General features: G+C 48.2%; 22 protein-coding genes and 1 tRNA gene. 16 read left to right on the top strand and 7 right to left on the bottom strand.

Features of this window, described 5'->3' with window-relative positions; translation table 11 throughout:
• Positions 1–801 precede the first annotated feature (801 nt).
• Positions 802–876, bottom strand: a tRNA-Gly gene (locus tag EYQ01_05585).
• A gap of 252 nt (positions 877–1,128) precedes the next feature.
• Here EYQ01_05585 and EYQ01_05580 point away from each other — a divergent pair.
• The 3 genes from EYQ01_05580 (at position 1,129) to EYQ01_05570 (ending at position 3,584) form a co-directional block, all read left to right on the top strand.
• The gene (locus tag EYQ01_05580) at positions 1,129–1,923 is read left to right on the top strand and encodes an acyl-CoA desaturase (GenBank protein ID HIE65271.1); all 795 of its coding nucleotides are present in this window, start codon (positions 1,129–1,131) and stop codon (positions 1,921–1,923) included.
• A gap of 61 nt (positions 1,924–1,984) precedes the next feature.
• Positions 1,985–3,187, top strand: a complete 1,203-nt coding sequence (locus EYQ01_05575) for a cysteine desulfurase (protein ID HIE65270.1) — start codon at positions 1,985–1,987, stop codon at positions 3,185–3,187.
• Positions 3,188–3,326: 139 nt separating this feature from the next.
• Positions 3,327–3,584 (top strand): sulfurtransferase TusA family protein, encoded by a 258-nt coding sequence (locus EYQ01_05570; protein ID HIE65269.1) that lies wholly within the window; start codon positions 3,327–3,329, stop codon positions 3,582–3,584.
• An 11-nt stretch (positions 3,585–3,595) separates the two neighbouring features.
• Here EYQ01_05570 and EYQ01_05565 read toward each other — a convergent pair whose 3' ends face one another.
• Positions 3,596–4,735, bottom strand: coding sequence for a VCBS repeat-containing protein (locus EYQ01_05565; protein HIE65268.1), 1,140 nt, complete (start codon positions 4,733–4,735; stop codon positions 3,596–3,598).
• A gap of 291 nt (positions 4,736–5,026) precedes the next feature.
• Here EYQ01_05565 and EYQ01_05560 point away from each other — a divergent pair, with 291 nt between their 5' ends.
• Positions 5,027–6,289 carry a GAF domain-containing protein gene (locus EYQ01_05560; protein ID HIE65267.1) on the top strand — a complete coding sequence of 421 codons (1,263 nt, stop codon included), beginning with the start codon at positions 5,027–5,029 and terminating at the stop codon, positions 6,287–6,289.
• A 105-nt stretch (positions 6,290–6,394) separates the two neighbouring features.
• Positions 6,395–6,922: an oligoribonuclease gene (locus EYQ01_05555; protein ID HIE65266.1), complete on the top strand. Its 528-nt coding sequence runs from the start codon at positions 6,395–6,397 to the stop codon at positions 6,920–6,922.
• Between the two features lie 153 nt (positions 6,923–7,075).
• Here the strand turns inward: EYQ01_05555 and EYQ01_05550 are convergent, their stop codons facing one another.
• From EYQ01_05550 to EYQ01_05535, 4 genes are all read right to left on the bottom strand, one after another.
• Positions 7,076–7,321 (bottom strand): hypothetical protein, encoded by a 246-nt coding sequence (locus EYQ01_05550; GenBank protein HIE65265.1) that lies wholly within the window; start codon positions 7,319–7,321, stop codon positions 7,076–7,078.
• A 114-nt stretch (positions 7,322–7,435) separates the two neighbouring features.
• Complete coding sequence (gene yacG / locus EYQ01_05545) at positions 7,436–7,639, bottom strand: DNA gyrase inhibitor YacG (GenBank protein ID HIE65264.1); 204 nt, start codon at positions 7,637–7,639, stop codon at positions 7,436–7,438.
• Between the two features lie 182 nt (positions 7,640–7,821).
• Positions 7,822–8,637, bottom strand: coding sequence for a DUF3108 domain-containing protein (locus EYQ01_05540; GenBank protein ID HIE65263.1), 816 nt, complete (start codon positions 8,635–8,637; stop codon positions 7,822–7,824).
• 191 nt (positions 8,638–8,828) lie between these two features.
• Positions 8,829–9,569: a methylenetetrahydrofolate reductase gene (locus EYQ01_05535; GenBank protein ID HIE65262.1), complete on the bottom strand. Its 741-nt coding sequence runs from the start codon at positions 9,567–9,569 to the stop codon at positions 8,829–8,831.
• A gap of 429 nt (positions 9,570–9,998) precedes the next feature.
• Here EYQ01_05535 and EYQ01_05530 point away from each other — a divergent pair, with 429 nt between their 5' ends.
• The 11 genes from EYQ01_05530 (at position 9,999) to serB (ending at position 22,176) form a co-directional block, all read left to right on the top strand.
• A complete protein-coding gene (locus tag EYQ01_05530; GenBank protein HIE65261.1) occupies positions 9,999–10,463 on the top strand; it encodes a ribosome maturation factor RimP in 465 nt (154 codons plus the stop codon).
• A gap of 40 nt (positions 10,464–10,503) precedes the next feature.
• Positions 10,504–11,859 carry a transcription termination/antitermination protein NusA gene (gene nusA, locus EYQ01_05525; protein HIE65260.1) on the top strand — a complete coding sequence of 452 codons (1,356 nt, stop codon included), beginning with the start codon at positions 10,504–10,506 and terminating at the stop codon, positions 11,857–11,859.
• A 13-nt stretch (positions 11,860–11,872) separates the two neighbouring features.
• Complete coding sequence (gene infB, locus EYQ01_05520) at positions 11,873–14,413, top strand: translation initiation factor IF-2 (protein HIE65259.1); 2,541 nt, start codon at positions 11,873–11,875, stop codon at positions 14,411–14,413.
• A 57-nt stretch (positions 14,414–14,470) separates the two neighbouring features.
• Positions 14,471–14,752: a DUF503 domain-containing protein gene (locus tag EYQ01_05515; GenBank protein ID HIE65258.1), complete on the top strand. Its 282-nt coding sequence runs from the start codon at positions 14,471–14,473 to the stop codon at positions 14,750–14,752.
• 73 nt (positions 14,753–14,825) lie between these two features.
• Positions 14,826–15,209 carry a 30S ribosome-binding factor RbfA gene (rbfA, locus tag EYQ01_05510; protein ID HIE65257.1) on the top strand — a complete coding sequence of 128 codons (384 nt, stop codon included), beginning with the start codon at positions 14,826–14,828 and terminating at the stop codon, positions 15,207–15,209.
• Positions 15,200–16,195, top strand: coding sequence for a tRNA pseudouridine(55) synthase TruB (truB, locus tag EYQ01_05505; protein ID HIE65256.1), 996 nt, complete (start codon positions 15,200–15,202; stop codon positions 16,193–16,195). Before rbfA ends, truB begins: the two co-directional genes overlap by 10 nt.
• 56 nt (positions 16,196–16,251) lie before the next feature.
• Positions 16,252–16,521, top strand: coding sequence for a 30S ribosomal protein S15 (gene rpsO / locus EYQ01_05500; GenBank protein ID HIE65255.1), 270 nt, complete (start codon positions 16,252–16,254; stop codon positions 16,519–16,521).
• A gap of 182 nt (positions 16,522–16,703) precedes the next feature.
• A complete protein-coding gene (gene pnp / locus EYQ01_05495) occupies positions 16,704–18,815 on the top strand; it encodes a polyribonucleotide nucleotidyltransferase (protein ID HIE65254.1) in 2,112 nt (703 codons plus the stop codon).
• A 33-nt stretch (positions 18,816–18,848) separates the two neighbouring features.
• On the top strand, positions 18,849–20,105 hold the full coding sequence (locus tag EYQ01_05490; protein ID HIE65253.1) for an insulinase family protein: 1,257 nt from the start codon (positions 18,849–18,851) through the stop codon (positions 20,103–20,105).
• Between the two features lie 30 nt (positions 20,106–20,135).
• The gene (locus tag EYQ01_05485; GenBank protein ID HIE65252.1) at positions 20,136–20,867 is read left to right on the top strand and encodes a YqgE/AlgH family protein; all 732 of its coding nucleotides are present in this window, start codon (positions 20,136–20,138) and stop codon (positions 20,865–20,867) included.
• 61 nt (positions 20,868–20,928) lie between these two features.
• On the top strand, positions 20,929–22,176 hold the full coding sequence (gene serB, locus EYQ01_05480; GenBank protein HIE65251.1) for a phosphoserine phosphatase SerB: 1,248 nt from the start codon (positions 20,929–20,931) through the stop codon (positions 22,174–22,176).
• Between the two features lie 56 nt (positions 22,177–22,232).
• On the opposite strand, the gene EYQ01_05475 is transcribed toward serB, so the two are convergent.
• The gene (locus EYQ01_05475; protein ID HIE65250.1) at positions 22,233–24,239 is read right to left on the bottom strand and encodes a sensor domain-containing diguanylate cyclase; all 2,007 of its coding nucleotides are present in this window, start codon (positions 24,237–24,239) and stop codon (positions 22,233–22,235) included.
• Between the last annotated feature and the right edge of the window lie 151 nt (positions 24,240–24,390).

Below are 24,390 nucleotides of genomic sequence, written 5' to 3'. Positions count from 1 at the left end.
ATGGGATTGAGATCAATAAATCAGATCAGGTCGCCGCTTAATGAAGATCTCATACACCAGATTTGACAATAACTCCAGACTCCAACAGAGAGATCTTGAAGAGTAAAAACAATGGGAAAATATGGTAATTAACTTCCATAAAATAGAAAACTTTTACCCATTTACCCATTTACCCATAGAGAAATTATTTTGAAGAAACACTTAATGCCGTAGGATGGAAAGATTTGCTTAAGAACAGGTAACGCCAGGCTTGATACTCCCTATCCGAAAGTGAGGGTTAGGCTAAAACACCCGCGATGACGCAACGGGACTCCCACCACTCACCGAAGAGTATTAGGGACGGCATTGCATTACTGGGTCATATGGACACTGACGAGTCGGGAAAGAAGATTTCCGGGTAAAATCTATCACAATTTTATCACTCGTCAGCGGCCGCTCGAGTGAGGGGGTGCTTCATAACTCCTTAAAAATGCCGGTGATCCGCCTCTGGATCGAAACGAGGACACCCGCCTTAAAAGAGCAAGGGTTATATTTATTCTGCATTCACCAATGTATTTCTAAAGAACTTTCTTATGCTGCATAAGGATTACAGGACAAATAGAGAATCTATACTCCACTTTAAAATCATATGGACAGGGGGTCTACTTCTGAATGCAGGGGGGGGGATCATATCACAGTCATCTATTGAAGGAAGCGGAAGAGCGGAAATGGAGTTTGATGTCTTCTGGGAAATCTATCACAATCCTATCAAGACGGGACACATCTCCAAGGTGACATAATCCCCTAAACCATTGAAAAGATTGGAGCGGGAAACGGGATTTGAACCCGCGACCCTCGCCTTGGCAAGGCGATGCTCTACCACTGAGCTATTCCCGCATTTCCATTAATAAACAAGTAAGGGATCTTATCTTAGATTTTGGGAGATGTCAATGTTCGCCCGTTGATTTATCACCTTGGATCTGTTAAACTGGCTAGGTTTTATGTTATCAAATATCCGACAACAATCCATAACAGAAAAGCAACAGGGTACTCAGCACTTAGGGGTGATCTATGAACCAAGTAACTATCCATCAAAATGTCTCCGCCAAAAGCACTCGTCTTAATAAAGATAAAGTGAAGTTGGACTATATGACCATCACCATTTTTTCTCTGGTTGCCATTTTCGCACTCATTGCCACTCCCCTTTTTGGCTATTTTTACGGCTACTCCTCACTCGACTGGATACTCTTCGGCGTCTTGTACTTGGTCTCCGGTCTGGGTATTACGGTCGGATACCACCGTCTGCTCTCACACCGAAGCTTTACCTGTGTGGCGCCGGTTAAGATTGCGCTTCTCATCGCGGGAGGATGGGCGCTGGAAAACTCCGCGTTGAAGTGGTGCTCCGACCATATAAGGCACCACGCAAAGACGGATACCGATGAAGACCCCTACAACGCGAAAAAGGGATTCTGGCACAGTCATGTCGGGTGGATCTTCATAAAAAATGAGAACCCCGGGGGAAGAGAAAAATATAAAACCGCCCTCAGAAAGGACAAGTGGATCATGTGGCAAGATCGGAATTATTTGGCGGTTCTTGCCTCCGGACTTGTACTTCCATTTGTGATCGGTTTTCTCCATCGCGGGTGGATCGGAGCCTTTTCCGCTTTTCTTCTCGCGGGTGTCTTCAGGGTCTTTCTCGTCCTCAACTCAACCTTTTTTATTAATTCTATTTGTCATATCTGGGGGACACAACCCTACGGAGACGCGAACAGCAGCCGGGATAACTGGTGGATTTCCCTTCTCACCTTCGGGGAGGGGTATCACAATTATCACCATAATTTCCCAAGAGACTACCGCAATGGCCCTAAATGGTATAATTTTGACCCATCAAAATGGGTGATATTCAGTTTCTTTGTCCTCCGGCTCGGCCAGAAGTCTTCCTGAGAAGAAGTCCAAATAATCGCTATCAATATTTTCCCGAAGCGAATCGGTGGTTCCCCCCAAGATGAAGACCATCTACCTTGACCATATCGCAGCAACGCCTCTATTGCCTGAAGCGCGGGAAGCAATGCTTCCTTACCTGACGGGGATCTTCGGAAACCCCCAGAGCCGTCATGGACAGGGAAAGATCCCCCGGGAAGCCGTCGAACATGCCAGAGAAGCGGTTGCTACACTCATTCGTTGTGAGGCGCAGGAGATTATCTTCACCGCCTCTGGAAGCGAGGCAAACAATCTCGCGATAAAAGGGGTCCTTGCCGCAGGCCAGAAAAAAGGACGTCATATCATCACCTCTCTTATCGAGCATTTTTCCGTCGCGCACCCATTAAAGCATCTAGAACGCGAAGGGCTTGAGATTACATGGATCCCCGTCGATAAAACAGGCCGTATTCGCCCGGAAGATGTCGCCGCTGCCATCCGTGAAGAGACCCTTCTTGTTTCAATCATGCATGCAAACAATGAGATCGGTACCATTCAAGAGATTCAAGAGATCGCTCATATTACGCAAGAGGCCGGAGTCCTCTTCCATACCGATGCCGTCGCCACCATCGGCGTCATCCCTTTTGATGTCGACGAATTGGGCCCTGACCTCGCCGGATTTTCCAGCCAGCAGTTTTATGGACCCAAAGGAGTCGGCGCACTCTATGTGAGGCGCGGAACCCGACTCTCTCCTCTCGTGGAAGGCGGGATCCAGGAAGGGGGAAGGCGGGCCGGAACAGAAAATGTCGCCGGCATCGTCGGCATGGGTGTCGCGGCGAGAGAGGTAAAAACCAAAATTCCCTCTGAAGCCACCCGCCTTCTCAGCCTACGTGACCGCTTGATCGATGGACTTCTCAGCCGGGTTCCGCTACTTCATGTCACCGGAGACCGGCTTAACAGGCTCCCGAATATCGCGAGTTTTGCAGTGGAATATGTCGATGGCGAGGCCCTTGTTCGGGTTCTTGAAAAAAAAGGCATCATTGCAGCAAGCGGATCATCGTGCAGCGCAGATGCCTTGAAAATCTCCCCGGTCCTGACGGCAATCGGATACCCTGGAAATGTGGCACAAGGAGGTATCCTCTTCAGCCTAGGGACGCAGACCTCCGATGATGACATCCATGCTGTTCTTTCAGTCTTCCCCAAATGCGTTGAAGAAATGCGCCGGGTCTCCCCGATCTACACAATAAAAATAGAGAAAATGGCTCTATGGGAACCTCTGAATAAGTCATGAATTGTTTTTTTAGGGCAAAAATGTCCCGCTTCTGCGTTCCAAATCTTGAAAATAGCAGACTATTCTCTGCGATTCACGTCTTGAATCGAAATATTTCATCTCCTGAAAAACTCAACCCAGACATAATTCAGAGGTTCCTATGATTACCGCAGACTATACGCTGGATACCCTTGGGCTTTTTTGTCCCATTCCCGTCATCCTCACTTCAAAAAAGATGAAAAAAATGGCCCAGAATCAAGTCCTCGAAATCCTTTCGGACGATGAGGGCATTAAAAAGGACATGCCGGTCTGGTGCCAGGATAGTGGGAACGAATTTCTTGATTTAATAGAGGACGGGAGCGTCTTAAAGATCTATGTCCGGAAGAAAATGAAGGAAGCAAGCAACGAGAACAAGTGAAGCATTAATAATCAGTTTTTATTTGACTGCCTTTCGATATCCAATTTCCCCAGGAAGATCGTAACGTTATGGTCGTCCTGATTGACCACGGCCAGATCCGGATTGCCATCCTGATTGAAATCTTCAGTCAAGAGGGCAAAAGGGGACTTTCCTGCTAATAAGTTTCTGGGTGGATGGTGAAAAAACCCGCCGCCTTTCGCGGATAGGAAGGAAATGTTATGGCTGCGGTTGTTGGCCACCGCTAGATCAAGAACACCATCCCGATTAAAATCAGCCGCCGCGGCTGAAAGTGGAGCCCCTTCCGCCGCAAAGTCTCGGAGCTTTGTAAATCCATCCCCTTCCTTATGAAGGAAAAGCGTAAGGGAGTCGCCCAATCCGTTGAGTACCACAATATCGGGCCGTTTATCCCCGTTGAAGTCTGCGGAAATGAGTCCAATCGGACTCATTCCGGTCTTGTAACGCCCACTTTCACTAAAGGTTCCGTCCCCTTTTCCAAGAAAAAGAACAAAATCATTGCTGTATGAACCGGTGTTGGCAATCGCCAGGTCAATTAAGGAATCATTGTTAAAGTCGCCGGAAATAATACCCGTGGGAATTGCGCCGGGGTCTCCAACCATCCCTTTTGTAAACCGGCCATTCCCCTTCCCCAACAGGATGACAAAGCGATCGGCCCGGGAGACGATTGCCAAATCGAGATGCCCATCCAGATTAAAGTCATTGATCGTCGCCGCATTCGGGATACGCCCGGCATTATAAGAAGCCCCTTTTATAAAAAAAACCCCTCCCTGATTCAAAAAGATAGAAATCGTATCCTCATCCTTGTTGATCACCGCCAGATCAATCTTATTGTCTTCATTGAAGTCGCCGGAACCCACCCATCGAGGGAGTCTCCCGACTTTCAGGGTTCTGATGTTTGGAAAAGTCCCATCATTCCTTCCAAAGAGGATAGTCACCGTCCCATCTCCGGTATTGGCCGTCGCCAGATCCAAAACACCATCCTGGTTGAGGTCTGTGGCAAGAAGGTGGGATGGACTCTTACCGACCGGATAAGAAATCGGCGTACGGAAGGGATTCGGCGGGGGCTCTGTATTCACGCACCCCATTAGAGACAAAACCAAGATTACCGACAGAGAAAGTGCGCAGCGAACCATTCTGCTATTCTATGCTATTTTGAAGCAGTGTCAAACTCTTTTTCCCTCTCGACTGAACCACTGCCTCATTTTTTAAAACCCAAAAGGGACGTGAATTATACTCGCGAAGTGCTTCAAGCCGCGTGAGAGATGATCCCACGATACAATCTCGGACCTGAGGGCTCCTTGATGTCTATCAAAAAACTGTGATATATTCACCCTCCAATACAGGAATGACTTGGAAGGCCAAGGATGGGACGACTTAAAAATAAGCGTCCCTGAACCGAGATCGATAAAAAAGGGTGACGTCTCATGCCGCTTAAGGCAAGGGAAACACTGCAAAAAAGGAAAAATACCCCCTTGGGAAGCACCTTGTCAGAAAAAACAAAGGAACTTGAAGTCCTCCAGCGGATTACCGAGTCGATTAGCTCCAATCTTGACCTGAATCAGGTCCTTAAAGAAATTGTTGAAATGGTCTTTGAGTTAACCCATGCCGACGCCACCCTGATCTACCTGTTAAATGACGCGCGTGACGAATTGATCCTTCGGGCCTCCAAGAATCCGCACCCGAAGTTGATCGGACGAATTCGTCTGGAAATCGGAGAAGGGATTACCGGATGGGTGGCAAAAGAGAGAAGATTGGTCGCTATTTCCAGAGATGCCGAGGATGACCCACGATTTAAATTTTTCCATCGTCTTCCCGAGGATCGTTACCAGGCCTTTTTGTCCGTGCCGGTGAATCGAAAAGGGGATGTCATCGGGGTACTCAACATACAGTATAAGGAGTCCCATGAGCACTCGGAAGGGGAAATCGCCCTCTTGACCACGATCGGCCATCAGGTTGGAAGCGCAATTGATAACGCCCGCCTTTACCAGGAGATGAAGAAAAAAGCAATGCAGCTTGAAACCCTCTCCCGTGTAAGCCGTACAATCACATCAGACCGCTATATTGAGGAAATCCTGAACCTCATCGTCACCATGACGGCGGGAATGATGAACTCAAAGATTTGTTCGATCATGATTCTTGATGAAAAAAAGAAAGCCTTGAAAATCATTGCCACGCAAAGTCTAAGCGAGGAATACCGTCGCAAGGCAAACGTCGCCGTCGGAGAGAGCATCTCCGGACGCGTTCTGAAAAGTCGGAAATCACTGGCCGTTCTTGACGTCACCCGGGACCCCATCTATTCCTTTTCTGAACTGGCAAAGAAAGAGGGGTTTTGCTCTATGCTTTCTGTTCCCATGATGATCAAAAAGAAAGCGGTGGGAGTCATCAACATCTATACATCAACGGAACATTCCTTTTCCAAAGAAGAAATTGATCTTTTGCAAACAGTTGCAAACCAGTCGGCTGTCGCCATTGAAAATACGACACTTTCAGAACAATCCACTGCAATGCAGGAAGCCCTCGGAATGAGGAAAGCCGTTGAGCGGGCAAAAGGACTCCTCATGAAGCAGGGGAAAATATCTGAAGAAGAGGCCTTCCGACTCATCCGGCAGCAGAGCATGAATACACGCAAGACGATGCGGGAAATCTCAGAAGCCATTATCGTCGCTTCCGAAATCAGTAAATTCTGAACCCGATTTCAGATCTCGGGTTAATCTCTTTTTGATCGTTTACAAACAGGAGGCAGCGTGTCGCACCAACAGAGTGAAAAAAACCTGGTCTGGCTTGACCTTGAAATGACGGGACTCGATCCGAATCGTTGCACCATCGTTGAGATCGCAACCGTGATCACAGACAGCCAACTCAACATCCTTGCGGAAGGCCCCGTCGTCGCGATCCATCATAACCCAACGACCCTGCTCGGGATGGAAAAGTGGAGTCGGGACACCCATACAAAATCAGGACTTTTTAAACGTATCGAAGAATCGACCATCTCGATGAACGAGGCGGAAGAACAGACCCTCGATTTCATTCAACAGTATTGCCCTGAAAAGAAATCACCCCTCTGCGGAAATTCGATCGGTCATGACAGGCGCTTCCTAGAAAGGTATATGGTGGGTCTCTTCGACTATCTTCATTATCGAAACATCGATGTGAGTTCGGTCAAGGAAGTGGTTCAGAGGTGGTATCCCACCGGCCCCAAGGCGCCGATGAAAAAGGGAAAGCATCTGGCATTGGATGACATCTACGAATCGATCGAAGAGATGAAATTTTACAGAGAATATTATTTTATAAAACCTAAGGAGCCTGTCGGACTTAGGTAATCGTAGCGAAAGAAAGCCCTTTTGAGTCCATTTTTTTGATCATTTGAGGCGAATATCTGGCATATTTAACGAAAATGATTTGGGAAATGGGCCACAATGGCTTTTTTGCAGTAGATTCATCCTAAGTCCGACAGGCTCCTTAGGAACAGACCCTTAGTCTTCTACCTCAACGGCGAGGATCCGCAGTTTTTCCTTGTAGAAATGAACCGCGGAGTCGAAATGGAGATCTTCGATGTGAACCCATACCTCGCGCCATTCACCCTCCGTGTGAGGCTCTTTCTGGTGATGCTCACAGTTCACCTTTTTTGGATTGAAAATTCCGCCGTCGATGTAGCCTTTGGGTTGATCCAAGCCGACCCAGGCAGCATCACTCAATGTTCCGGCAACATCTAATTCCAACCAAATCTTCCTCAAACTATCCCCCATATATCTAGACGCAATCTACGTTATTCGGATACCGCTTTCAAGAAAAAAGTGAAGACCGGAGCCTGTAATCCATCTCACGACAAAACGTCACAAAAGGTCGGTTTGACCGGGGGATCCCCCTGATTTATCCAAAACCTCTTCCCCGTCCTCATCCTCGACCGCAGGCATCCGATACGACCCGGTCGCCCAATTCCCCAGGTCGATGAGCTTGCAATGTTCTGAACAAAAGGGGCGAAACGGGTTCCCCTTCCAGGCAATGGCTTTATCACAGATGGAACATATCAACGTCACAGCCGAAACACCTCATTACAACCTAAATGAAAATCCCCAGATTTGAAGAACCCGCCCAGCGAGGCAAGGGTTGCACTCACTGTGCGTGTTCAAGAGAAAATCGGGAATCAGGATGAACCCGTAGAGGATAACAGATTGATGACATCCAGAAGAGCCCCGCCCTGAAAGGGCAGGATTTGCACTCACGATAGGTGTTCGATTTGATTAGAAACCAGGACACTATTTTGTCCCGTCAACGAGATAAGAGAGATTGAAATGGATCCGATCTTTATCTTCGACTTTATCTTGACCGGAATTCGCTTCTCATCGTCTGTGAACCAGATGTAAACGTCCCCTTTATCCATCAAGAGACCTTCATACCGAACCACAGCCTTGACCTTAATCGTATCGAATACGCCAACTTTGGTCTTTACCCGCTCCTTATTCAAAACTTGAATTTCCAACTCCCAGTTTTTCCGACTCTCATGAACAGGGATAAACGTAGAAGTCCCGACCTCTACTGGGGGAAGCGTCCTGAAAAAGTAGAGCGAACTTAAAGAGTCCTGCACGTTTGGAGGGATTTCAAAAATGCTACTCCGGTTATTTCTGATCTGGACTGCCCGATGGTGGACTTGATTAAAACCGATCACCTTCTCTCTTCGGCGTTTACCCTGGCGTTGCTTTATTTTTATGAAATGAGAATAAAGTTTTTCGGTATCAATAAAGGATTCTATCCGATTATCAACCGGATAGAAGAATGAGATAAAGTCGTTGGATCGGACCGTGGAGAGTATATGGTAAACATCCCGTCCATTCAATTTCGTACTATCCAGAACCTCAAGGACGGCCGTCCCCGCGCGAATTCCCATGTATCGCACATCATAAACTAATCGCTCACCGGGTGCATAAACCCGCAGAGCTTGTCGGTGAAGCTTCGGAACTGGAATCAATTCAGAAGCCTGACTCTGAGAAATCGTTAGAATCACTATAAAAAAAAGGAAAAGACTAGGCTTCTTCATTAAGGTCTACATCCAGATGAGGTTACATACGACGAATATTACATTGAAAAATAGCAGAAAAAAACAGGACAGGTCAAGACAATAAAAACAGAATCAGGTATTCAAAAAAAGTCTCCGAGTCATCATCAACCGAAACGCTCCACCTTGGGAGTCTGTGAGAGAAAACTGGAAATACACCTGCACCTGGATGTTCAGAGAATGCCGCCCAGATACCGGATAAGGTCAAGCCGGATCGGCATAAAATAGATGTTCGTGTTACGAGATTTTGCCCAAGCAAGAGCTTCCTTTGCAAACTGGCGATTCCATTCAAGCGTCGACTTAAAGGACTCAGGAAAGATCGCGTTGTTCTTTGTCTCCCAATATCGCTGCGCCCGTTCTGAGGTCACGGGAGAGATTCCCCAGAAAACCTCCGCCCCTCCCAAAAGATCAGCCCATACCTCCATTAAGCCCTGATCGAAGAAGGGCTGCGTAAAGAAGCCATCCGCCCCGGCATCAACCTTTGCCTCGATGTACGCCATTTCCTGGCGAAAACTACTCCGGTACGGATCTATCGCAGCGTAAACTTTTACTTGAGGGCTTAAGGACTTGATCGCACGGATCAGATCGACACTTTTTGTTGGGAAAACCCGGTGACCAAGATCTTGAGGAGGGTCGCCCTGAACAACAAGAACCTCCTCTAAGTCACCGGAAGAGAGAAGCTCCTTAAGTGGGTCAAGGGCATCCGAATCAAAATCCATCGCTCTTAAATGCGGTATGGCACAAGGGACAGTAGACTTTGCCTGGCGACACGCCTCCCAGCTCCTTAGTTCGTATCTGAGAATGTCCGGAATATTCACCATTTGTACCGACTTAAAGCCCTCACTGAGAATTTTGAGATCTCCCGCCAGAGATTCAGAGGAACGTGGAACCAGTTCAATCGAAATCCGTGTCACAGAAATTTCCTTTCGTTTATTTTAATCAGGGCTATTCATCATCAAGATCACTGACCCGGGTTTGTAAAAACTCAGCATGCCGAGGTTTTCGGGGCAATGCGCGAGGATTTAAAGACCACAAAGACGCCGCCATGGAGTAAAAATCTGTGTGCTAAACCGTTACCTGGGTTTTAGCTGAATTGTCTCCACGAGTCAACGCCTTTCACCTTGCCGGAATCCCAACACAGATTTTGTGCCTTCGGTTTCCCCTTGCATACTCTTGTTTATTTATGATATAAAATCAGCAGATGTTCGTCACCTTGGTCGGGTGGGCTTTTTTGCCCGCTTTTTTATTTTCAGGGGTATGCATTCATACATGTTCGTACATAATACAAGTTACAGACTGGAACCGGTTCTCCACTTTATACACCCAGTGGGCGGGTCTGCCAAATGGAAGATACCTTCCTGACGGATAAGATAAAAACAATTGCCGAACCTCTCTTTCATTCGTTAGGTGTAGAACTTTACGATATTGAATTTGGCGGCCTTCAAAGAGGTGGCCTGCTTCGTATTACTATTGATAAAGAAGGTGGCGTTACCCTGGATGACTGTGCAAAAGCAAGCCGGCACCTCTCCAGAGCGCTGGATCTGGAAGAGATTATAACACAGAGATATACACTGGAGGTTTCTTCCCCCGGTCTGAACAGGCCTTTAAAGAAGCGGGAACACTTCGTCCGGGTTATCGGAAAAAGAGTGAAGTTAAAAACATTCATCCCTATAGGGGAGCAGAAAGTTTTTGTAGGCAGATTGTCCGGGTTTAAAGGGGACAAAGCCTTCCTTCAATTAGATCAGGGCGGAGAACAACAGATCCCGTATGACCAGATCGCCCAGGCCTGTCTCGAAATAGACACCTGATAAGGCCGGTTATTGTGGGAAGCAACGGAGGCATGAGGAAATGAACAGCGAACTCCTTTCTGTTATTGATCAGATCGGAAGAGAAAAAAGAATAGACACTCAAAAGATCATTCAAGCCGTTGAGTCTGCTATCTTGACTGCCGCGAAAAAGCGATACGGGGTAGATGAAAACATACAGGTTCAAATGGACAATGAGACTGGAGAAATCGAAATTATTTCCCTGAAGACCATCGTGGAAGAAGTGACCAACCCAACCAACGAGATTTCTTTGGAAGAAGCCAGATCGGTCGATGATACCGCAGATGTCGGAGACGAGATCGGTTCTCTTCTGGAAATGTCAGATTTTGGGAGAATTGCAGCGCAGACGGCAAAACAGGTCATCTTTCAAAAGGTTCGTGAGGCAGAATGGGAATCGGTACATCGAGAATATTCAGGTCGTGAAGGAGAACTGATCAGCGGAATGATTCTGGGGCAGGAACGGCGGAATTATATCGTCGAACTCGGAAAAACAGAAGCCTACCTCCCCTACTCAGAACAGGTCTCAAGGGAAGGATATCGCCGTGGCGATCGTATCCGAGCCTATCTCCTTGAAGTAAAATCTTCATCAAGGGGACCGCAAATTATCCTGTCAAGAACAAATATCGGTTTTATTCACAGACTATTTGAGATGGAAGTCCCGGAAATTTCGGAAGGTGTTGTTGAAATTAAGGGGATCGTTCGAGAACCAGGCGACCGGACAAAAATTGCCGTTCGCTCAAAAGATTCCTCCGTAGACCCGGTCGGTGCCTGTGTCGGCGTCCGCGGTTCCCGGGTCCAATCCATTGTCCGCGAGTTAAAAGGGGAAAAGATCGATATTATTACCTGGACCGATGATCCCAGAACCTTCATCGGAGAGGCCCTGAGTCCCGCAGTCATTGAAAAGGTCGGGATTAACGAGGCAGAGAAATCGGCCATGGTGGTCGTATCAGAGCAACAGCTCTCTCTGGCCATCGGGAAGAAGGGGCAGAATGTCCGCCTGGCATCAAAGTTGACCGGCTGGAAAATAGATATTATTAACCAAGGCGAATATGAGAAGGAGCGCGCCAAGGAACGGGACCAGGAAATTTCAGCAGCCATTTCACATGAGCAGAAACTTCAGGAAGACGCCCAAGTCCTGGAAGATCAAAGACAAAAGAATGAAAACAGGGAATCCACCTTACTTGACATCCCGGGCGTCGGCGGGAAGGTCGCAGATGCCCTCATGGAACATGGCCTGGACAGTATTGAGAAATTAGCGGAGGCAGAGCCAGCGACGCTGTGCGAACTGCCCATGATTGGGATGAAAACGGCCGCAAAGATTATCGAAGGGGCAAAAGGGCATATCGCCATGGAAAAAAAAAGAAAGGAGACTCCATAGGGACAGCCCGGAAATGAGAGTTTTTGAACTTGCAAAACAACTGGATACTACCTCCAAAGCCTTATTGGCTTCTCTTAAGAAAAAGGGGATCAAGGTAAGCAACCACATGAGTGCCCTCACAGACCAGGATGTCAAGGCCATCCTGGATAAGCAGGGAAAGGGGGGCAAACCGGCCCAGAAAAAAACCACCAGAAAAACAAAAAAGGCCAAAGCCGCTAAAGTGGTAGAACCCCCTCCTCCCCCAAAGAAAACACGTGTTCTTATAAAAAAGAAGGTTGTCCCGCAAGATGCACCCTCGCCTGTTATCGATGCCGTCTCTGAGGTGCCCGAAGCCATCTCTGTTACGCCTACCTCTGATGCACCTACGGAAATCCTGCCGGAGCCGCCGGCACCAAGCCCCGACATTGCTCTGTCTCCGGAAATCGCCGAAGTAAAAACAGAAGAGAAAAAACCAACCTTATCTGAACAACCCAAGACGGCTTCCATCTCGCCTCCCGTTATCCAGCAGAAAGCTCCTACTGGAATCGAAAAGGGTACGACGGAAAAGCAACCGGACAAGGAAAAGAAAAAAGGAAAGCGGCCGGGACAAAAAGAGGAAAAAGGGGGCTTATTCGATAAAGCAAAAGAAAACCCCAAGCGCAAGAAAAAGGGGGCATGGGCTGGCCCTGGACAGAGTCCCGCAGCAGGCTCCCCTAAGGCAACAAAATGGCAGGACTTTAAACCCATTCACCGAAAAGACGAACGAAGGGCCTCCCGGAGAGGAGGAGGCGCGGTCGTCGATGCCTCTAAACCACGAAAAAAAGATATCAAAATCTATGAAGGTCTGACCGTCAAAGAGTTTTCTGAACTCACCGGGCAAAAAGCCTCTCTCATCATCGCAAAATTAATGGAACTAGGAAAGATGTCCACTGTCAACCAGCCGATCGGGCTTGATGAGGCCGCGCTCATCGCGGAATCATTAGAGATCAAAGCCGAACTTGTCTCGGAAAAAACCGAAGAAGAAATCCTGGGACAGAATATCTCCTATGACCCATCTGAGTTGCGCCACCGTCCTCCGGTCATCACGATTATGGGACATGTCGATCATGGAAAGACCTCCCTGCTGGATGCAATTCGTCAAACCAAGGTCACAGAGGGAGAACACGGCGGGATTACCCAGCATATTGGCGCCTACACCGTTACGGTGAACAAGAAACAGGTCACCTTCCTCGATACACCCGGCCACGAAGCCTTTACGGCAATGCGTTCCCGCGGCGCCAAGATCACCGATATCGTTATTCTGGTGGTTGCCGCAGATGATGGGGTAATGCCTCAAACCGTTGAAGCGATTAACCACGCGAAGGCCGCGAATGTTCCCATTATTGTCGCAACAAATAAGATCGACCTGCCGGATGCCAAACCCGATCACGTAAAGAATGCCCTTTCTGAATATGACCTTATTCCTGAAGAATGGGGAGGGAAAACCATCTTCGTCGATGTCTCGGCGAAGGAGAAAACCGGTCTTGACCATCTCCTGGAGATGGTCCTGCTTCAATCGGAAGTTTTGGAATTAAAAGCAAACCCCAAAAAGCCCCCTGTCGGGACCATCATAGAGGCAAAAATCGATAAAGGCCGCGGACCCGTTGCAACGGTACTGGTACAGGAAGGAACACTCAAGATCGGTGGTATCTTTGTTACAGGAACCCAGCGTGGCAAGGTCCGCGCCCTGATCAGCGATACCGGGGAAAAAGTCACTGAAGCCGGTCCCTCAACGCCCGTCGAAGTCATCGGTCTTGATGGAGTCCCTCAGGCCGGAGATACCTTTGTCGTCGTTTCCGAAGAGCGAACGGCCAAAGAGGTTGCAAACGACCGCGCACATAGACAACGGACGATTGAACTTTCAAAGATACGCCGCACCACTCTGGACGATCTCTATGAAGAACTCAAGGGCGGTGTTGTCAAAGAATTAAAGTTGATCATCAAAACAGATGTTCAGGGTTCGGCAGAAGCACTCAAGCAATCCCTGGAAAAGCTGGCAACGGATGCTGTAAGGCTTCAAGTTATTCATCGGGGCGTTGGAGGAATCAATGAGTCGGATGTTCTCCTCGCTGCCGCTTCAAACGCAATTGTTATCGGCTTTAACATTCGCCCAGAATCAAAAGCACAGGATTTGGCCAGAAAAGAAAAGGTAGACGTCCGGTTCTACACCATCATTTACGAAGTGACGGACGACATCAGACGCGCCATGGAGGGCTTACTCGAGCCGACCCTTGAAGAAAGAATACTGGGACAGATCGAAGTCCGTCAGGTCTTTACGATCTCAAAACAAGGGACAATCGCGGGTGGATACGTCAAGGAAGGAACCGTGTCAAGAGACAGCGCAGGTGCGAGAGTCATCCGTGACAGTACGGTTATTTTTGACGGAAAGATCCTGTCTCTCCGCCGGTTTAAAGATGATGTCAAAGAGGTTCAAACCGGGTATGAATGCGGTATTGCAATCGAAAACTTCAACGATATCGAAGTAGACGATATCATAGAGGTTTATACCTTCGATAAGATTCCTGCAAAGCTTTAAGGCATTACAATGGCTGAGTGAGTCTTCCCGGTAACAACAGAAAACACGGGGAGAGAAATGATCGTCGGGATTTGTGTCATAGAGCTATACATTCCACACATACATTCTTTAAAAGAAAAACGGAAGGTATTGCTCGGGATAAAAAATAGGATCAAAAATCGTTTTAATATTTCGATCGCAGAGGTTGACGCGCAGGACAAATGGCAGAAAGCGGTACTGGGGGTGACAACCATCGCAAATGATCAACGTTTTGTGAATGAGGTTTTGGACAAGGTCATCAACTTCATTTCAAGTTATCCTGAGATAGAGGTGATTCACACCCAGATTGAATTTGTATGAGATTTTTCAGCAATTCAGCCTGTCTGGATTTGGCTTTGCGCCACCCATTCCTTCAGCAGGAGTTTTTTTCACTGTGTCCGGCTATAAAAGAACCGATCGCATTGCAGATCAAATCAAAATGGAGATTGCCGATATTCTTGTAAAAAAGGTGAGTGATCCCCGGATTGGACGGGTCACGGTCATGTCTGTCGATGTTACAAGTGATTTACAGCATGCACGGGTCTTCGTAACGATCCCGCAGGACCAGAAAAAAAAAGAAGCCTTATCCGGCCTGAGAAAAGCTGCTGGTTTTTTCAGGAAGGAGTTGGCCATCCGCTTACCGCTCCGACGGACCCCCGACCTCACTTTCCTAAACGATACCTCAACATTACAGGTCAACCATGTCCTTGGATTGCTGGAAAAGATAAAAGATACCGAGAATAATCAGGACGCGTCCAAGGAGGAAGAGTGTCAGTAGAGGGTGTCCTCAACATCAATAAGCCAGCGGGCTGGACCTCGCATGACGTTGTCGCAAAAATCCGGAGGCTTCTGAAAATACAGAAGGTTGGCCACACGGGAACGCTTGACCCTCAAGCCACAGGGGTCTTGCCGGTTTGTCTGGGCAAAGGGACAAAAATTATTGAGTTCTTAATCGATTCAGAAAAGGAATATGACGCCGTTTTACACCTGGGACAAGAGACGGACACCCAGGACGCAACGGGAAAGGTCCTCCGTTCAGAACCCGTCCACTATAGTGACGCAGACACGATCAACTTTGAAGGAAGTTTCAGGTCAATTCCGGACGCGTTCCGATCCTTTGTCGGACCCTACGGGCAAATCCCCCCGATGTACTCCGCGATCAAGGTCAATGGCGAGCCGCTTTACAAGGCCGCACGCGCTGGAAAAGTCATCGAAAGGAAGGCACGCGAGGTCTCTATTCTCGGATTGCAACTACATGCCAGACAGGGAAACGACATCTCTTTCAGTGTAAGCTGCTCTAAAGGGACCTACATCAGAACACTTTGTGCCGACATCGGGGAAAAGCTTGGCGTGGGCGGACACCTGCTATCCCTAAGGCGCACCCGCTCCGGGAACTTTCACCTGTGTGATTCTATTGAAATGGATGATCTCTACGAACTCAACGCAAAAGGCGCTTTGGAGACAACACTTTATTCATTGAATGACGTTCTGAAAGACCTCCCTTCCCTCACGGTCAAAGAGAGCCATTTGGCCCGGTTGAGACATGGCGTTCAAATCGGTACTGAAGGTATTTCCAGTTACGACCTTTTCAAGGAAGGAGAGGCACTTCGTTTTCTGGATCAGCAGGGAAAACTCCTGGCCCTGGGATTTGCCCTCCACGATTCAGATGACCTTGAATCACCAGACGGAAAATTGATAAAAATATTTAAAATAAGGAAGGTCCTTTCTGATCTTGAGGCCCGTCTCGAAAGCCGGCTTCCTTAACAAGAATCACGGCAAGGGTCCATTTCAGAAATGCGACGACAAGGAGGAACATTCAGATGAGTATCGTAAAAGAAATGAAACAAACCATTATCAACGACAACAGCTTACATGAAAAAGATACCGGGTCTCCGGAGGTACAAATCGCCCTTTTAACAAGCCGGATCGTCTATCTGACAGAGCATTTTAAAACACACAAGAAAGATCATCATTCCAGGCGAGGGCTGATCCAGATGGTCAGCAGAAGAAGAAAGCTGCTGGACTACCTTAAAACAACAGAGGTCGCACGTTACCAGAAGATTATTAAAAAACTTGGCCTAAGGAAATAACAACCACAATCATACAGGTGACACAGAAATACAATAACAAACCAACAAGCCGCCTCTGTTCCAGGCCCTCTGGTCTTGGCCTGTCCTGACGCTCCCGTGGGAAGACAATTGGGTGATATTCTTATTGGTTTTTTATTGTAGTTCTGTGAATATCACAACCTGTTTTTATAGAAGGAGTTGAAATGATTCATCGTGTAGAAGCTGAAATTGGTGGAAAAAAGTTAATTTTGGAATCAGGGCGTGTTGCCCGACAAGCCGGTGGCGCGGTGTGGGTCCAATACGGAGAAAGCGTTGTCATTGTGACCGCAGTCGCATCAAAGGTGGAAAAGAAAAATATTGATTTCCTTCCCCTGACGGTTGAATACCAGGAGAAGGCTTATGCCGGAGGGAAAATACCCGGAGGATTCTTCAAACGGGAAGGGCGCCTGGGTGAAAAAGAAATCCTGACATGCCGACTCATTGATCGGCCCCTACGGCCGCTATTCCCGAAGAACTGGCGCTTTGAGACCCAGATCATCGCCTCAGTCGTATCCAGTGACCGGGAAGGAACGACGGATATCCTCGGCATCCTGGGGGCTTCTACGGCGGTAACAATTTCAGATATCCCCTTTCAGGGACCCGTCGGTGCCGTGCGCGTCGGTCGAATCGAGGACAAATTTGTCATTAACCCCTCTTTAGAGGCCCTCGAGAACAGTGATCTGAACCTTGTCGTCGTCGGAACAACTGAAGCGGTCATGATGGTCGAGAGTGCCGCAAAAGAGCTTTCAGAAGATATTATTCTGGAGGCAATCGAATTCGGCCATCAGGTGGTTAAAGAGATCATATCTCTTCAGGAGGCACTCCAGGAAAAAGTCGGAAAAGAAAAAAGAACCCCCACCCCTGTAGAACGGGATGAGGATCTCAATCAGCAAATGCGGCAGGAACTCACGGAAACAGTCAGGGAAGCCGTAGCGATCCCAAATAAGGCTGAGCGACAGGAACGTCTGTCCCAGATTATTCAAAAAAAGGTTGAAGAGATTGATCCCGCAGAAGTAGACCGTATCAAGGAAGTCAAGACGATCTTCCACGAGATGGAACGGGAAGGGATTCGGAGAATGGTCCTCGACAAAAAAGTCAGAGCCGACGGCCGCGGACCGAGTGATATTCGTACCATCACCTGTGAAGCCGGCGTTCTACCACGCACCCATGGATCGGCCCTGTTCACGCGTGGAGAAACACAAAGTCTCGCCGTCGTGACGCTCGGCACCGCCGATGATGAACAACGGATCGACTCGCTTGAAGGAGAATTTAAGAAATCCTTTATGCTCCACTATAACTTCCCCCCCTTCTCCGTGGGTGAGGCCCGACCGATGAGGGGTCCTGGACGGCGGGAAATCGGTCATGGCAACCTGGCGGAACGGGCGCTCAAGCCGGCACTTCCAAGTAAAGAGGCCTTTCCCTACACCATCCGAATCGTCTCCGATATCCTTGAATCAAACGGGTCCTCCTCCATGGCCACGGTCTGCGGCGGAACCCTCGCCCTCATGGATGCAGGGGTCCCGATTCTGAAACCGGTTGCAGGCATCGCGATGGGTCTCATTAAGGAAGAATCACAATACGAGATCCTCTCCGATATCCTCGGCCTCGAAGACCACCTGGGCGATATGGACTTTAAAGTCACAGGAACCGCAGACGGGATTACCGCCCTCCAGATGGATATCAAAATAAGCGGTATTACAACCGATATCATGAAGCAGGCCCTTGAGCAGGCAAGACAAGGCAGACTCTATATCCTGGACCGGATGCTGGAAGCCCTTGCGGAGCCCCGTGCGGACATGTCGCAGTACGCGCCGAGAATTGTTACAATGAAGGTCAGACCCGACAAGGTCAGAGAGGTCATCGGACCGGGAGGAAAGGTCATTCGGGGAATCATCGAGAAGACCGGCGTAAAAATAAATATTGACGATGACGGCCTGATCCATATCGCCTCTACCGATGAAACGGCCGCGAAAGAGGCGATGGATATCGTCAACTCCATTGTCGAAGAGGTTGAGGTCGGTCGGATTTATGTCGGGAAGGTCACCCGTATTATGGATTTTGGTGCCATTGTGGAGATTCGGCGTGGCACTGACGGACTTGTCCACATCTCCCAACTGGCACACCATCGGGTTAAAAATGTGACGGACGAGGTAAAGGAAGGGGAAGAAATTAAGGTAAAGGTTCTGGAAGTCGACAGGCAGGGAAAGATCCGCCTCTCGCGGAAAGAAGCCCTTCCCCGGCCAACAGGGTCAGACGAGAAACAAGAAAAAAGCTGACAAGAAAATCAAGTTTCATGGTAGAGGTCAGATATGGTTTATAAAAAGATTTTAAGCAATGGCATCCGCGTTGTCGCAGAGAAAATGACCTCCGTAAAATCGGTTTCGATCGGTCTATGGGTCAATGTTGGTTCCCGTGATGAAGAACCGGAAGAACATGGGATGTCCCATTTTCTCGAACATATGTTCTTCAAGGGGACAAAGAAGCGGTCGGCCAGAGATATTGCGCGGGAAATTGATGCCATTGGCGGGGAATTAAATGCCTTTACTTCGCGTGAATCGACCACTTTTTATGCCAAGGTGCTTGACGAACATCTCCCACAAGCCATTGATCTACTCTCAGACAATTTCCATTCTTCAAAATTTGATCCGCGTGAGATCGAAAGAGAAAAACAGGTCGTCATTGAAGAGATCAAAATGGTTGAAGACGATCCGGAGGATTATGTCCATGACCTCTACATCAAGGACATTTGGAAGGGAAACCCTTTGTCGAGACCGATCCTAGGCACGGTGAAAACGGTTTCAAGTATTAACCGGAAAAAGATACTCCGTTTCTTAAAGCGTACGTATGACCCTCGTGAAATCGTCATCGCGGTTGCGGGCCGTTTTGATCCGACATCATTGATGACCCTCCTTGAAGAATCCTTCGGAGAATATAACCCAAAAAAGACCGCTCTCCAGCCAAGGCAGCCCCCAAAGATCACACCCCACTTCCAGGTGAAAAAACGGAAACTTGAGCAGGTTCACATTTGTATCGGCACACCCGGGCTTAAACAGGGACATCCCGACCGCTACGCCCTTTACGTCATGAATAATATCCTTGGGGGCGGAGTCAGTTCACGCCTCTTTCAAGAGGTTAGAGAACGACGGGGATGGGCCTACACAATTTACTCCTATCCCTCCTCCTACCAGGACGGCGGGCTCCTTACTATTTATGCCGGAGCCAGTGTACAGAACGCACCCAGAGTCATCGACCGGATCATAAAAGAACTAAAAAAGCTTAAGAAAAAAGGGGTAGAAGCCCTTGAGTTAGAAAGATCAAAGAACCATATCAAAGGGAACCTCATGCTCAGCATGGAAAGTACGAGCAGTCGAATGAGCAAACTCGCAAAAGACGAGCTCTATTTCGGTCGATCCTTCACCTTTCGTGATATTATCCGTGAGATTAATAAAGTGTCTCTGGAACAGGTCCGGCAACTCAGTGGAACCTTGTTTGATTCAGAAGCTCTTTCCCTGACCGCACTCGGGAAAATAGATGCGAAGATGCTTCCAAAATCCCGGACCCTTTAGTTAGCCGGGAAAGACCCTGGACCTGAAGATATGAGCAATGCGGGCGGACCACAGATCAGGATGAAACTTTTCATTGCGATCCTCCCCGCTTCGTTGATCCTTCTTGCCCTCATCCTGTCCGGTGAAAAGTCCAGAGCGGTCGCGTCTGGTCCGTCCTCCCTTTCCCTTGACTCAAGACCAGATTTAAAAATCATAAGAACTTTCAACACCAATCTTCTTCGGGGGGTTTTCATCGTCGCGGACCCCAGAATCATCGACCCAAACTTTAGCCGAACGGTTGTTCTTTTGATTCACAATGAAGAAGACGGATCGACCGGGCTGATTATCAATCGACCAACGTCTGCATCTTTGTCAGAGCAGTTCCCTGCTATAAAAGAACATCTCACCCCATCAGATCGGGTATTCAAAGGAGGGCCGGTCCTTCCCAAAACCCTCACGCTGCTCTTTCAAACCAAAACCCCACCCGCGGGTATGATCCCCGTCCTCAACAATACCTATGTCAGTCGAGAAATGCGTCTCATGGCTGATCTGCCCATGTCAACGATTTTAGATCGACGGTTTCGAGTCTTCTCCGGTTACGCCGGTTGGGGGCCGGGTCAACTTCAAGCCGAGATCGTACGAGGAGACTGGCGGGTTGTACGCACCGGAGCCGACATCATCTTTGAAGGAAGTGCCGACATCATCTGGGAAGAAATGTTTGGACGCTCTCAAGAAAGATCTGTCCAGAATAATTCCCTTAACTTCAGGGGAGAGCCCGCCTAGCAGGCCCCACCTCCAATTCAACTGCTCATAATCTATGATCAACCTTCCAGGAAAGGTCCTCATGCCTAAGAAAAATGCGATTCATCTCTCCCTGTCCGGACCCGATAAGCCCGGGATTACGGCAGCCTTTACTCAGATTCTTTCCGAATCAGGGGTCAGGTTGCTCGATATCGAACAGGTGGTCACCCACTCTATTCTTTTTCTCTCCATCCTAGTTGAGTCCAGCGGCTTCTCTGAAAAATCAGTTGGACACCCAGCACAAGAAGGGGAACCCATCTCCCCGACATTGAAGAAGGATTCAAGCCATCTCTTGCGTGACCTCCTTCTTAAAGCGCATGAGATGGATCTCACCCTTCAATTTAAAGTCGTTCGGGCAGAAGAAGTAGTCAAGAGGAGGCCCCTTCAGAATTATATTGTGACCTGCCTGGGACCTCAAATCAGTCTCCCCGTCATCACGAAATTAACAGAAATCCTCTCAATGGAGAAAATCAACATACAGAAGATAAACACCATTGCGCGTAAACAACTTGAGTGCATTGAAATGTCTGTGTCTGCGCGCAAGGCAATCAACTCCCGCAGCCTGCGGAAAAAGCTCCTCCACCTCAATGCCGAATTTGGAATCGATATTGCGGTTCAGGATGAGACCTCTTTTCGTCGCGCGAAGCGGCTTGTCGTAATGGATATGGACTCAACCCTGATTCAGGTCGAAATCATCGACGAACTGGCCAAAGAAGCCGGTGTTGGCAAACAGGTAGCTGCGATTACGTACCGGGCGATGAATGGAGAGATCTCTTTTCAGAAATCCCTTCGGGAGCGAATGCGGCTCTTAAAAGGACTTCCGGTAAAGGTACTTAACAAAGTGTATCGGCGAATGCCTTATACCCTTGGGGCAAAAGCACTCATCTCTTTTCTGAAGAGATCAGGGTACCGGACCGCCGTCATCTCCGGAGGCTTCGATTATTTTACCTCTCGCGTAAAAGAGGCTCTTCAACTTGATTATGCCTACTCTAACCAACTGGGGATCAAGAACGGACTGCTCACCGGAAAGATCATTGGAGAGATCGTAGATGGGAAGAAAAAAGAAACGCTCATGGAAGAGATTGCGGAAAAAGAAGGAATAACTCTCGACCAGGTGGTGGCCATTGGAGACGGCTCTAATGACCTTCCGATGATTGCCCGGGCAGGTCTTGGCATCGCCTTCAATGCCAAACCGCGTGTTCGGGAAGCGGCTCATTTTAGCATCACACAGAAGAGACTCGACTCGATCCTGTACCTCCTCGGCATCACGGATCAGGATCTGAAAGCGTAAACCAACCTAATCGCAGATGAGCGGCATCTCATTCCCCAACTTCGGAATGAGGGTCATCAGGGAAATTGATTCCCGTTGAATACAACGACCTGATTTTTTCCCTGAACTTTGGCCCGATAAAGTGCACGGTCTGCATTGCGAATTAACTCCTCCGGTGTTTTTGCATCCTCAGGAAAAGTCGCCAAGCCAATACTTACCGCCAAAGTGCCATAAGCCGAAAACTTCCGTTGAAGCGTTTCCTTCTCAGCAATCCCCCTGCAAAGACGATTGGCAATAATCCCGGCATCCTCCTTACTGGTCTGAGGCAGGATGACGGTGAACTCTTCCCCCCCATAGCGGCAGGGAACATCAATTGCCCGGATATATTTCCGAATGGCATGGGTGAAAAACCGAAGAATATCATCCCCACCCTGGTGGCCATATCTGTCATTAAACGACTTAAAATCATCCAGATCCATCATGATCAGAGAGACAGGAAGCTGGTGCCGTCGAGTCCGCTCCACCTCTTCCAATAAGCGCTCATGAAAATAACGTCGATTCAGGAGCCCCGTAAGGGAATCGGTAATCGAAATCCGCTTGAGTTCTTTCGTCTTCTCATAAAGCTGGTAACGTTCCAGGGCGATAGAGACGTAGCCTCCGATCGCCATTAAGAGATGCAGGTCTTCGTCCGAGAAAACCTTCCCTGTTGTTTTATCCGTCAGATTAATCACACCAAAAGGTTGGCTTCTCAGCTTCAGCGGCACGCTCATGAAGGAAGAAGTCCGATAACGTGGATTCGGATTCTGCCGGATTCTTGGGTCAGCAGAAAGATCCTGGACGAGAAGCGGATTTCCATCCTGGAAAACCTGGCCTGCAATCCCCTCTCCCGGTTTTATGCTTAACCTCTCCAAAAGTGTTTTATTCACCCCCGTCATCGCCTTGATAACAAGTTCCTTGTTTTCTGGATTGATAATCATCAAGGAGCCCTGCTCCGCACACAACAATTCGGTTACCTGTTCCAGAATGTTCTCATGGAGTGTCTCAAGGTAGTGCGGAGACTCGATTATTGTTGTGAATTTTGAAAAAGATTGAACGATCTTTTTATGATGGGTCAAATGACTCTGTAATTCTACATTTTCATGGACTGAACCGGCCTGCCGACAAAAAGAATAAATCATCTTGGCATCATCCTTGTCCAAGGATGTATCCAGAACAGTAAGCGTTATCTTTGATACCCCCTTCGCATATATCGGAAAAAGGTAACAGGAACTTACATCTTCCGGAAGATTCGACTTCAAGAGATTCAGGATCTCGTCACAAAAAATATAGGGATTTCCATTCGTATGTTGATCATACAACACATCTAAGGCCGTCTCTCTCTGGTAAAGCGCCTCTTTATTCTCACCGTAGACCGCAACGGCCTTATGGGGGCCATCCGATTGCTCTCTATAGAACACCACAGCTCTCTTGAATCCGAAAAGTATCCCCAGAGTGTTACTCAGAAGGGACATATTCAACTCGAAAGAAGACTCATCTTTCTTGAACTGATTCCCGATCTTAAGGAGGGTTGTCAGGAGGGCGCGCTTCAATTGATATTGATTTCGATAGAAAATATTCTCCAATAGGGTTGTTCCAACAGACTGGAGGGTTCGCGCCGCTTCAAAAAGGGGATCTTCCGTTTCCAAGGGGGCCTTTTCAGATCGCCTCCCCCACTTCTCTCTTCCCTCATCCTGAACGGTGAGACCTTTCTTTCCATCCCCTTGTTGTCCCCCAACAATGATCCAATTGACCTCCTCCGAAATACGGATAGGAATCAGGAAATAGTTCAGATCGTCGGTACATTTATAAAAAACTATCTCCTCAGTCTGCACCGCGAGATCAAGCTCTTTTATAAACTCTCTTTGGCATTCGGACGTATGACGATCACCAGGAATCAAGTGATAGAGAATACTCTCCTCCGGAACCGGAACAATCGACCTTTCCGCCCTGAAGTCCCAAATAAAAACAGCCATATCGGTCAAAGAGGACAAACAATCCCGGACCTCCTCCAACCTGGAATTTTTCATGTCACCAAAATTTTTCATCGCGTTAACTATATATGTCCTCTCTTGCGAGCAACCATCACATACAGAGAAAAAGAGAAAAAAGTGCGTTCTATGGTAATCCCCCCATTAATAATGGTTCACAGAAGTAGAGCCTGTGTTGCCAGCGTCAATTTTTGATAGGGTGTAATTC

The sequence above is a fragment of the Candidatus Manganitrophaceae bacterium genome (assembly GCA_012960925.1).
Taxonomy (GTDB): Bacteria; Nitrospirota; Nitrospiria; order SBBL01; family JAADHI01; genus DUAG01.
Note: the sequence above shows the minus strand (reverse complement) of the source record. Positions and strands in the feature narration are given on the sequence as shown.